This is a genomic window from Bacteroides sp. FSHCM14E1 (genome assembly GCF_019633785.1).
Taxonomy (GTDB): Bacteria; Bacteroidota; Bacteroidia; order Bacteroidales; family Bacteroidaceae; genus Bacteroides; species Bacteroides hominis.
In genome coordinates this window covers 116,446-128,874 of record NZ_JADKYL010000006.1, presented here as the reverse complement: position 1 = coordinate 128,874, position 12,429 = coordinate 116,446, and the positions used below count along the sequence as shown (strand labels likewise).

Here is a 12,429-nt window from a genome sequence, read left to right as displayed (position 1 = left end):
GGTTAATCGGCTTTACGCACTGCCTTACGGGCCAGTTGCTGGAATACATCGTCCATGGTATCGGCATGAAAACGTGCCTTTAGTCCGCGAGGGGTGTCAAGTGCCTCGATACGTCCGTCTACCATGATAGACACACGGTTACAATACTCGGCCTCGTCCATGTAATGAGTGGTTACAAAGACCGTTATCCCCCGATCTGCCGCTTGATAAATCAATTCCCAGAACTGCCGGCGGGTAGCAGGATCGACTCCTCCCGTAGGTTCGTCAAGAAACACAATCCGCGGATCATGGAAAATCGAAACTGAAAAGGCCAGCTTTTGTTTCCAGCCTAAAGGAAGGCTCTTCACAAGCGTGTCACGCTCGTCGCTGAACCCCAGACGATCGAGAAGCGCCTCTGTCTTTTCGGCTATCTCGCGGTCCTGCATTCCATAAATGCCGGCAAAAAGACGAATGTTTTCCCATACTTTAAGATCTTCGTATAGAGAGAACTTCTGGCTCATGTATCCAATATTCTTCTTCACTTCTTCAGGATGGACGGCAACATCAAAGCCGGCTACCCGTGCTATGCCGGAGGTAGGTTTGCTCAATCCGCAAAGCATACGCATGGCAGTGGTTTTTCCCGCACCGTTCGCCCCGAGAAATCCGAAGATCTCTCCCCGGTTCACCTGAAAGGAGATATGGTCGACAGCCGTGAAATGCCCAAAACATTTGGTAAGCCGGTCTACCTCAATGGCAAAATCATTTTCGGCATGTACTTCCGCACGTTCCAGACCGGGTGGACAAAGAATGTGACTGAACTGTTTCAGGATGCGTTCCGGCACATCGATCCCCTGTATCTCTCCTTCGTTGATAAAAGCGATACGGTCGCATTGCCGGGCTTCATCCATAATCGGAGTAGAAACGAGAATGGTGATTCCCTGCTCCTTGAGATGCCTCAACATTTCCCAGAACTCCTTGCGTGAAACCGGATCCACACCGGTAGTCGGCTCGTCCAGGAACAGAATGCCGGGTTTGTGAATCAACGCACAACTTAAGGCCAGCTTTTGTTTCATACCTCCCGACAAAGCCCCCGCTCTGCGTTTACGAAAAGGTTCTATCTGCTGATAGATATCTTTCACCAAATCATAGTTTTCGCGGATAGTCGTATGAAATACAGTAGCAAAAAAGTCGAGGTTCTCTTCCACCGTCAGGTCCTGATAAAGCGAAAAACGTCCGGGCATGTATCCCACCTGTTGCCGGATTTGTTTGTAATCCTTCACAACATCGAGCCCGTTCACCGTAGCCGTCCCACTGTCGGCAAGCAACAGTGTAGTCAGGATGCGGAAGAGTGTACTCTTACCGGCGCCATCCGGTCCGATGATGCCGAACAACTCACCGGGATTCACGGAAAAGGAAACCTTCTTCAAGGCTTCTACTTCACCGTAACATTTAGTCACGTCACTGACAGATACAGCTGGTTTCATCATCAGGCATCATTTAAAACTTCACTCCACCATACATACCTATTTTGAGCAGTCCGTCGTTCTCCACGGTTATCTTGACGGCATACACCAGGTTGGCACGCTCTTCTTTCGTCAGAATCGTTTTAGGAGTAAATTCAGAACGATCTGAAATCCAGCTTACGACTCCCGGATACTCTTTACGTTCGTTTCCTCCATAGTCGGAGAAAACTGTCACCCGGTTACCGATTTTAACCTGCGAGAGCTGTTCGGATGTGATATAAGCGCGAAGATACATATGATCGACATCTGCCACCTTGAAGAGTGGCTTGCCCACGGCAGCCAGTTCTCCTGCTTCGGCATATTTCGCCAATACAGTACCGCTGATAGGCGAAACAATATGGCACTTTGCCAACTGGTCTTCCACCTGTGCCACCTGAATGGCTACTGACGAGCCTTGTTCCGTAAGACTGTTCGTACTGTTTTGTAAAGACGACATCTGTGCCGCAAGCTGACGCTCGAGCAAAGCGACCTGCGCATCCCAATCATCCAGTTGCTTCTGATTAGCGGCCCCGGCTTTCAAAAGGTTTTCTACACGTTTCTTCTCCCGTTGGGCGGTAGCGATTTGCTGGCGGGTAGCGGCAATCTGCTTGTTGACATCCGGACGTTGGCTTTCAACCGACTTCATACTGGCTTGCAATTGCAGTTTCTTCAGGTAAAGTTGCACGGTATCGATCAATCCCACTTCTTCACCGGATGCCAACCGTGTACCTTCTTCAACATCAAAGCACAGAAGCCTTCCCGAAGCCTCGGCCGAGACCAGAACTTCAGTCGCTTCGAAAGTTCCCGTAGCATCATAATCGGTAGTTCTGCCTCCGCAAGCGGAAAGTAAAGACAGTAAAAATAGACATCCTATAAGTTTATTTGATTTCATAACTGCTATTATATTAGTTATTCGTAGTATATTTCAATTGATAAATATTCATCAGGAGCTGGACTTCATGCAAAGCCTTGGTCTGTCGAGCCAGATTCTCGGAAGTCATATCCCGGAGCATATCGGTAACGGTCATGGTGCCATTAGCCACTTTCGCCTCCGAAGCTTTACGGATATTAGTCCGCAAACGGATAATTTCATCATCATCCACCATCTGACGGCGCACGCTCTCCACGGCACTCTCCTGCTGAGTAGCCTGAATGCGGGTGTTAAACAGAAACACATCCCGGTTACTGTCCAACTGTCGACGACTGGTATCTATCACCCGCCTATCGTTACGCAACGTATACAGGCTGCCGAAGTTCCACGACAAACGGACTCCTGCCACATAATAAGGGGTGAACTCATTTTTCAGCATATTCAGTCCCGGATTGCCATACGCCCCCTGTACGAAGAGCCCGAGACGAGGCATCAGTCCGGTTTTCAAAGCTTCTTCCTGTACTTGTAAGCGTCCGTTCTGTGCATCGAACCATAGCAATTCCGGACGATTATTCGCCATCACCTGTATGTCCGACTCGGCGACCGGCTTCTGTAAAGACGCACTGGCAGGTACTTCTTCGCCTGTCAGCAGCGAAAGCATTGACAGATAGGCCTGGCGTGAAGTCGTTAACTCTATCCGCTTTTGCCGGGTGTTCAATTGCTCCACACTGACGGCATCGAGATCGGCCTGACTGGCAATGCCATTTTCAATGTACGAAGAAATCTGCCTGTGGGTACGTTCCAGTTCTTCCAGGAAGAGCTGATTCTGGCTCAATTGTTCGTCCAGTAACAGAATCCCGAAATATACCTGATTCACCCGCTCGGTAAGTGCATACATATCCACATTCAGCTTTTCCCGGTCTACGTCCGACATCGCCTTTACCTGCTCTTTCCTTGAACGGATTTCACCACCGTCCCAAATGTTCTGTTTCAGTTCCAACATTACCTGATATTGATCCTTGGACAAGCCCTTGATATCTACCCCGGGAATCTGCACGGGCAGCTCTGTTACCTCACTCTGCCAGGTAGCTTTGCCCGAAAGGGTGAACTGAGGCAGATTAGCTTTCGACGCATTTGCCAGATTATATTCTTTAGTCTTCTCTATCAACCCATACTGCCTCACCAACGGATAGTTTTCCCGGGTTTTCCGTTGGCACTCTTCAAGGGTGATCTGCCCATATATCAGCAGGGCAAACAGAGAAAAAGACAAAGAAAAAATAAATCGTTTCATATTCTATTCCTAATTAATTCTTCTTTCCTGCAAAGATAGAGAATAAGAACACGCAACCAGGTTCCAATTGTTTGCAATAATGTTCTATTAGTTCGATTCTTTAGAATAAATCATATGAATCAAATGCCGACTGTGGATTTATTCAGGATTTAAGATACGCTATCCTTTTATTGAAGCCATTTATAAATCCATACCTTATTAGAGTCCGCGAAAAGCGATGACCGAAAAAACAAACCCCGGAAGATGACTCTCCCGGGGTTCCATATTTAGAAATACTTCTTTCTAAATCAACATTGCCATATCTCCATATGGATTCTTCATTCTTTCACCTTTCCGATAAACAGAACATTATTATCATTCTCATTCAAAGTAGCTGCCAGTTCCTTAAGTTTCTTTTCATCCGGACCGGAGCATTTGCCGGAAGCAAGATGTTTTTCTATCTTTTCAATCAACTGGCCCGGTTCCATACTTTGGATAAAGTACCCGCGATAGAAACTGTGACCCGGAGCCGAAATAGGAAGATTACCGTAAAAGTCATTAACAAGGCGGAAATAAGAAGAAGCATTCTTCTTAGTGTCTACCAAGACATCTCCACCTCCTGTTCCCTTTTTCCCCCAATAGGTGACCATGAAATGATGAGGTAGTCTGTAATATAAATGTATCGGTTTCTCATTCATATTCGGGAAGGTCATGGTGAATCTTGGTAACAACTTATTGTTAGTGGAATCATAAGTAAAAAGAGTATCTATACTGGTATGGAAGAAATCGAAATCGTTGCAATTTCTGTATGAGAAAATTTCTCCGTCGAAATTCATCACCTTTGTTGCAGCTGTCGCAGGGATTTGCTTCAGTATATTTCCGTCCGTATCCATTTGGAAAGCAAGAGGCTCTCCCTCATTGAAAGGCATGTGTATAATAGATAAACTTCCATCTTCATTCACCCATATTTTCGGTTTATTGACTTGTATGGGAAGCTGGATATCCTTAATCCATTGCCCGTTTATATCATACATCATGATTCTCTTCCCCACAAAAGGCGTGAAGAATATATGACCATTCTTTTCATCAATGCATTCATCGTAAAGGGTGGTGTCATATTCACCGGGACCGCTTCCTACGGAACCGACATTATATAGGAATTTACCATTCCTGTCAAACAGCTTAAACACACCCCGATCCCCTTGGCGGATACCGATGTAATTGTCGGTAGCATTAATAAACCAGGCTTTGAAGTATGCCTCTTCGGAGGTCTCAAAACGAACAATGCGACAATCTTCGACAAACTCGCTGAGTGGCACTTCTATGGTGTCTTTTACGAGTGATAAGTCACATATAGTCAGTTTGCTTCCGGCAGTTTCGACAGTAGTGATGCTCCCATCGTCTGTTTTCATTTCTTTGGATTTCTGGCCGGAGGTGTTACAAGCGGATACACATCCCAGCAACAAAGCGGAGGATAAAAGTAAATAAGTGGTTTTCATGCAGAATTGTATTTAAGTTATTCGTCATCAACAAATATACGAATACTTCGTAATTACAGACTGTCCGTATAAACATATTTGCTCCGGATTAAACTATATTAACTTTTTCAGGACAAGCTTCACCCCACTGCCCATACCCCTATTATATTATCCTCCATGCTCATCATCCTCATCAGTATGTTGAGGTCCGGACCGGGATACATGCACACTATCTCATTGTGTTTTGGATAAAATATGCTATTCTTTTACTTGGCTCGCTTATAAATCGCATATTTTATCTAAGTTTGCCGTGTGATAACAACTGATTTATGGAAAAGAACAAACCTCTGGAACTGGCACTCGACCTGCTGAAGCACAGCAACATGGTATGCAACAACGAATATCGCTTCGTCACCCCGGATTTTGGCATTGTCATCAGCTTCGCCAATATGGAAAGCCACCTGTTCCGTTTGGGACAACCCTACCGGCTGAAGGAAGGAAGAATTATCCGCGGACTACGTGGAAAGGCACGGATCATTATCAACCTGATTGAATATACCGTCTATCCACAAACCATTGTCACTTTCATCCCCGGCTCCATTGTCGAACTTTTAGAGTTCACACCCGATTACGATTTTCAGATGATCGCAGTGGACAAAGACTTCCTGCCGCTCCTACGACGTGACCAGCTCTTTGAATCACACGTACGGCAGAACCTCGTCACCCGGGTGACAGATACCGAATGGAAGTTGTCGGATGCTTATTTCACTCTGATTTGGGAAACTATTCAGGAAAAACCCTTCCGCCGGGAGGTAGTACAACATCTGCTTGCAGCTCTACTGCATAATATAAAGTATATACGGACGGAAGAAGCCAATGACGCTTCTCACAGGTTTTCACATCAGGAAGAGATATTCTGGCGATTCATCACACTGGTGAACGAATCCAGCAAAAACGAACGTACCGTAGGATTCTATGCCGACAAGCTATGCCTGACTCCCCGTTACCTGAACACGCTGATCCGGCAGGTCAGTCACCAGACAGTGATGGAGTGGATCAATCAGTCTGTTATTCTCGAAGCAAAAGTATTACTGAAACACAGTGACCTGCTTGTATACCAGATTTCAGATGAACTGCATTTTCCGAATCCCTCCTTCTTCTGCAAGTTCTTTAAACGAATGACGGGCATGACACCACAGGAGTATCAAAAAAGATAAATCCACTTTGATAGCATATTTTAGATTTAAATAGAAAAACATCAAAGGTCACAAAACATTGAATTCTAATGAAGTACACAGTATTACAATATTATTTAATATCAGTTTCGTATTCCAATCCTTCCACCTCTGAATAATGAATGCCATCCCACTTTACAGGCATAAAGCAAAATTGCCACCTGCGTTGTCCTTCATCCCCATTCCAGTGGCCGAAAGGTACACGAACTAAAACCTTATTTAGCCCCTTCTTGAGACTAATCTTAATTGGTGCCCGATAAAAATATCCTTGCCCTGTAAGCGGTATTTCAATTCTCCCCTGTCCCCATCCTGACCACGGTAAACTTTCAAAATCCCAAACAGGAGGCTCAATCCTATTTTCATTGAGCCATATATCTCCTCCACTCCAATCCCAACTGCCTTGTTGCGGTGCTCTTTCGGAACGATACCCGCCCGAATGTCCCCACATACCATTAAATCCGCACATTAAAAAAACGTCTTGCTCCCTGAGGCTTTTAATATATGTCAATGCATAACATGTCCCATTGCCAATTCCCACATCATCAGACATTAATGTAGGCCATAAGTTAGGCTGATATCTATTGTTATGCATATTAAACATTGCGTACAAAGAACGAATTTGTACTACTCCTCCGTAAGCTGCCTCATCTTTCCATTTTAAAATCTTATTATTATCGATATATTCACTTTTTATAATCCGTTCAGGCTCAAAAGAGGTATCATTGATTCCCTTATGATCAAAGGGACCTATGATTCTCCACTTAAGCTCAGATTGCTTGACATAAGCAAAAGGAATTCCTTGAAAATATTTATCCCTGTGAGCTACTAAACGATTTTCAAACTCATCAAATGCGATCCATGCATTACTACCTTTTTTAGGCATGTTAGCAACAAACTGATTGGCTGATTCTTTAGCACCTCTCCATATTCTTTCGGCATATGTTAATAGAGTAGGATAAAATGGATATTGAGTTAAAATTTGCTTTTCGGGATATTCCCCAAGTCCACCGTCTGTCCATACACACATCACTCCCCCCAATGCATTTGTGTTTTCAGAAGCAACTTCGCATGGTTGCTGAAAGAATACTTGTTGTACGCCGGACTGAGAATCCATATAATCCATATAAAATCCATTACCATCAATATAAGGTATATCTGTTTTGATCTGATGTCCTGATTCACATTTACCCCAAAACATACGAATACAATCGTTATCTTGCTGGTAGCCGGGACTCCAAATAACAATCCGCTTGCCTTTATCTCGAATATACTTAATCATCTCAGGCATGAACTCAGGCATTGCAAACCTAACTTCATCGGATCCGATATGAAATAAAGAATCCTTGAATAATGGAATTACCTCATCCAATGCCTCTTTTAGTATAGCAATTCCTTTGGAGGTCTGCATATCATATCCTGTTGCCTTTTTAAAATACGCACTATGACCAGGCATATCAACCTCGGGGAGTACCCTTACGTTAAGAGAATCACAATAGGCAACAAACTCTTTAATTTCTTTTTGTGTGTAAAATTTTCCCGGCTGTCGTGTTTTCCAGTAAGAATTATAGGATGTCAGTTCAGGATGACTCTTAACCTCAATTCTCCACCCGGGATCATCAGTTAAATGAAGGTGGAGCATATTTATTTTGTACATAGACAATTTGCGGATCACTTCACGCAAAAAAGAGATCTCCAAAAAATTACGTCCTACATCAATCATCACCGAACGAACGCTAAATTCAGGGAGATCATCAACGTTACAATAATGTAAACGTAACATGCCGTGAGGTGATTCGGTAATCATTTGACGAAGCGTTTGTAAAGCGTTAAAATACCCACCAAATGCATTTGCCTCAATAATAATACCCTGTTTGTTAACTTGTAATGTATATGCTTCATTCGTTTTGAGCTTCCTTGAAGGAGTTGTAAATCTAATTTCGCATGTTTTTTTTCTCACCGACGTGAATTTTAGTGAATTAGAAATATCTATCACCTCTCTCTTCACTTTTTGTTGAGTAGAACAATCGACAGAACCAGAAAACAAGATCGATAATTCTGTAAAATCTATGGTTTTGCGAGTTGAAGCAATAAATTTAGGCTGCGGTATTATGGCAGGATGACAGGCCTCTTGGGACGGCGTCGGAAGAGTCCAATTCTGTGCATAAGCAATATGATTTGTAAATAAAAACAGACCTGCTATCCACAGGATCACTCTTATTGCTGATTTCATTATGATATTTTTAAGGTACAATAAATGCAAAGATAATAATTTATCGGAAGTAAAAAATATCTTAAAGAAAGAAAAGCTGTTCATTTACTAACCTTATAAACAAACTACCCGATATAGCGCATGCTACATCGGGTAGAAAATACAAAATGACATGATTGGCACTTTGCTATTTGAACTCTTCCAACACCAGTTTAAGTTCATCGATGGTCAGTTCTCCCACTTGCCTCCACAATTCGTGTCCACGCTGCAGAAGGATGAAAGCCGGAGCCGTCTCGATATTGAATGAATCCGCGACTGCCTTATCTCCCACTATATTCACTTTAACCACCTCGGAGACTTGTTTCTCGTAAGTCCGTACTACAGGTTCCAGCCATTCATAATGGGGAGACCAGTCTGCATAAAATTCTACCAACACCAGACGATTCGTTCCGGATGCGGCATCCAATTGCTCTGTTATACTCATTGTTACACGCTTTATTGATTTATATGTACTTTCAACAACAGTCAACAGAAAAAGTTCCGGATTTCAGGATTGTTAAGCAAAAGAGGAGAAGAGAAGACTGAACTTCTTATTTATATTCTTCCCATGACTTGATTGCTATATCGTCAATATCCATTGTACAGAACGCATTGATAAACGCACTCGCCAATCGGGCATTGGTAATCAGCGGGATGTTGAGGTCGATGGCGGCACGACGGATTTTGTAACCGTTATCCAGTTCACCGGCAGTCAGATTCTTGGGAATATTGACTACCATGTCGATCTCTTTCTTGTGCAACATCTCGAGTGCCTGGGGATGTCCTTCCTCACTGGGCCAGTAGACGCGGGTGTTCTCTACGCCATTCTCGGTAAGAAATTTGCTGGAACCTCCCGTTGCGAAGATATTATATCCCTTCTTCTGTAACATACGGGCCGCTTCGAGCATATCCACTTTCTGTTTCGGCGTTCCGGTAGAGAGCAGGATGTTCTTCTTCGGAATGCGATAGCCCACGGAAAGCATTGCTTTTAGTACGGCACAGGAAGTATCGCTGCCGATACAACCTACCTCACCGGTCGATGCCATGTCGACACCCAGCACAGGATCAGCTTTCTGAAGACGATTGAAAGAGAACTGACTGGCCTTGATACCGACATAATCGAGTTCAAAAAGGTTCTTGTTCGGCTTCTCAACAGGCAGACCGAGCATGACTTTCGTAGCAAGTTCGATAAAGTTGATCTTCAGCACTTTGCTGACAAAGGGGAACGAACGGCTGGCACGGAGATTACATTCGATCACTTTGATGTCGTTGTCTTTAGCCAGATACTGGATGTTGAACGGACCGGAGATATTGAGTGCCTTGGCTATTTCACGACTGATACGCTTAATGCGACGCACCGTCTCCACATACAACTTCTGCGGCGGGAACTGGATGGTGGCATCACCGGAGTGTACGCCGGCAAATTCGATGTGTTCGGAAATGGCATACGCAACGATCTCCCCGTTTTGTGCTACGGCATCCATCTCCACCTCTTTGGCATGTTCAATGAACTGGCTGACCACAACCGGGTGCTTCTTCGAAACATTGGCTGCCAGTTGCAGGAAGCGTTCCAGTTCTTCCTGATTGGAGCAAACATTCATGGCCGCCCCACTAAGCACATACGACGGACGCACGAGCACAGGGAAACCGACCTTGTCTACGAAGGAGTTGATATCTTCGAGCGAAGTAAGCGCACGCCATTCCGGCTGATCCACGCCGATGCGGTCGAGCATGGCGGAGAATTTATCACGGTCCTCGGCATTATCGATACTCTTGGCGGAAGTACCGAGAATATGGATATTCTGGGCATCGAGGCGCAGAGCAAGATTGTTCGGTATCTGCCCTCCGGTGGAGACGATGACACCATGCGGATTCTCCAGTTCAAGAATATCCATCACACGTTCGAAAGTCAATTCGTCAAAGTAGAGGCGATCGCACATATCGTAATCGGTCGATACGGTTTCGGGATTATAATTGATCATCACCGAACGCCAGCCTTCCTTACGGATGGTATTGAGTGCCTGCACCCCGCACCAGTCAAACTCTACCGAAGAACCGATGCGATAAGCACCCGAACCAAGCACTACGATGGAACGGTGGTCGCCCAGGTAGGTTACATCGTTGGCTGTGCCGCTGTAGGTCAAATAGAGGTAATTGGTCTGTGCCGGATACTCGGCAGCAAGCGTATCGATCTGCTTCACCACGGGAACGATGCCCAGGCTCTTGCGGTAATTGCGGACATAAAGGCTTCCGTCTTCCATATCACCTTCGTAACCGATGGCACGTGCTATCTGGAAGTCAGAGAATCCCTGTCGCTTGGCTTGCTTAAGCAGGTCGGCAGGCAAGTCGGCTATCTGCTTGTGATTATTCCCCCACTGATGAAGCTCCTCCGAAGTATTCATGATGTTCATCAGCTTTTGCAGGAACCATTTGTCAATCTTGGTCAGGTCGTGCACCTGATCGATGGTATATCCCGCACGGAAGGCCTTCGATATGACGAAGATACGTTTGTCGGTCGGTTCATGCAGCGCTTTGTCGATGTCGGAGATGACGAGTTCTTTGTTTTCCACAAAACCGTGCATACCCTGTCCTATCATACGAAGTCCTTTCTGAATCGCTTCTTCAAAGGTACGCCCGATGGCCATCACCTCACCGACAGACTTCATAGAAGAACCGAGTTCTTTATCCACTCCGTGGAACTTACCGAGATCCCAACGGGGGATTTTGCAGACTACGTAGTCCAGCGCCGGTTCAAAGAACGCACTGGTAGTCTTCGTCACGGAGTTTTTCAAATCGAACAGCCCGTACCCGAGTCCGAGTTTGGCAGCCACGAAAGCAAGCGGATAACCGGTAGCCTTCGACGCCAAAGCAGACGAACGGCTCAGACGGGCATTCACCTCGATCACCCGGTAATCTTCCGATTCGGGATCGAAAGCATACTGCACGTTACATTCGCCCACGATACCGATGTGGCGGATGATGCGGATGGCAAGCTCACGCAATTTATGATATTCTTTATTGGTCAAGGTTTGCGAAGGAGCAATCACAATGGATTCTCCGGTATGGATGCCCAGTGGGTCGAAATTCTCCATGTTGCAGACCGTGATACAGTTGTCAAAGCGGTCGCGCACTACTTCGTATTCCACCTCTTTCCATCCCCGCAGGCTCTTCTCAACCAGCACCTGCGGAGAAAAAGCGAACGCTTTCTCAACAAGTACGTCCAGTTCTGCTTCGTTGTCACAGAAGCCGGAACCTAATCCACCCAATGCGTAAGCCGCACGGACAATGACCGGATAACCTAATTCCCGGGCTGCACGACGAGCATCTTCGGCGTTCTCAACAGCTTCGCTCTTGATGGTTTTCACGTCAATCTCGTTCAGCTTCTCCACGAAAAGCTCACGGTCTTCGGTATCGATAATGGCTTGTACGGGAGTTCCCAATACACGTACTCCGTATTTTTCGAGAATGCCTTCGCGGTAAAGGGCCACGCCGCAGTTCAGTGCCGTCTGTCCGCCAAAGGCAAGCATGATACCCTCAGGACGTTCCTTCTGAATCACCTTCTCGACGAAATAAGGAGTTACGGGAAGGAAATAAATCTGATCTGCCACACCTTCCGATGTCTGTACGGTGGCAATATTGGGGTTGATCAGGATGGTTTCGATTCCTTCTTCTTTCAAGGCTTTGAGCGCCTGGGAACCGGAGTAGTCGAACTCACCGGCTTCACCGATTTTCAAGGCTCCGGAACCAAGGAGCAGTACTTTCTTTATATTGTTTTCTTTCATTATTAATTTGTTTTTGAGGTTAATCCACCACAGAGAACACAGAGAATATCTTTCTCTTAAACAT

8 protein-coding genes are annotated in these 12,429 nt (G+C 45.4%); 1 reads left to right on the top strand and 7 read right to left on the bottom strand.

Annotated elements, in window-relative coordinates; all coding sequences use genetic code 11:
• Positions 1–2: 2 nt before the first annotated feature.
• The 4 genes from ISX59_RS11315 to ISX59_RS11300 all read right to left on the bottom strand — a co-directional run bounded on the left by ISX59_RS11315 (position 3) and on the right by ISX59_RS11300 (position 5,121).
• Entirely contained in the window at positions 3–1,463 is a 1,461-nt protein-coding gene (locus ISX59_RS11315) for an ATP-binding cassette domain-containing protein (protein ID WP_032540507.1), read from the bottom strand.
• A gap of 13 nt (positions 1,464–1,476) precedes the next feature.
• Entirely contained in the window at positions 1,477–2,373 is an 897-nt protein-coding gene (locus ISX59_RS11310; protein WP_005778279.1) for an HlyD family secretion protein, read from the bottom strand.
• 13 nt (positions 2,374–2,386) lie between these two features.
• A complete protein-coding gene (locus tag ISX59_RS11305; protein ID WP_032540506.1) occupies positions 2,387–3,643 on the bottom strand; it encodes a TolC family protein in 1,257 nt (418 codons plus the stop codon).
• 317 nt (positions 3,644–3,960) lie between these two features.
• Positions 3,961–5,121, bottom strand: a complete 1,161-nt coding sequence (locus ISX59_RS11300) for a 6-bladed beta-propeller (RefSeq protein ID WP_032530063.1) — start codon at positions 5,119–5,121, stop codon at positions 3,961–3,963.
• 308 nt (positions 5,122–5,429) lie between these two features.
• Here ISX59_RS11300 and ISX59_RS11295 point away from each other — a divergent pair, with 308 nt between their 5' ends.
• A complete protein-coding gene (locus ISX59_RS11295) occupies positions 5,430–6,317 on the top strand; it encodes a helix-turn-helix domain-containing protein (RefSeq protein WP_032540505.1) in 888 nt (295 codons plus the stop codon).
• Between the two features lie 91 nt (positions 6,318–6,408).
• Here the strand turns inward: ISX59_RS11295 and ISX59_RS11290 are convergent, their stop codons facing one another.
• The 3 genes from ISX59_RS11290 to carB form a co-directional block, all read right to left on the bottom strand.
• Positions 6,409–8,565 (bottom strand): family 20 glycosylhydrolase, encoded by a 2,157-nt coding sequence (locus tag ISX59_RS11290; protein ID WP_032530062.1) that lies wholly within the window; start codon positions 8,563–8,565, stop codon positions 6,409–6,411.
• Positions 8,566–8,731: 166 nt separating this feature from the next.
• Positions 8,732–9,028, bottom strand: coding sequence for a thioredoxin family protein (locus tag ISX59_RS11285; RefSeq protein WP_220575920.1), 297 nt, complete (start codon positions 9,026–9,028; stop codon positions 8,732–8,734).
• A 106-nt stretch (positions 9,029–9,134) separates the two neighbouring features.
• On the bottom strand, positions 9,135–12,365 hold the full coding sequence (carB, locus tag ISX59_RS11280) for a carbamoyl-phosphate synthase (glutamine-hydrolyzing) large subunit (RefSeq protein ID WP_005778290.1): 3,231 nt from the start codon (positions 12,363–12,365) through the stop codon (positions 9,135–9,137).
• Positions 12,366–12,429: the final 64 nt, after the last annotated feature.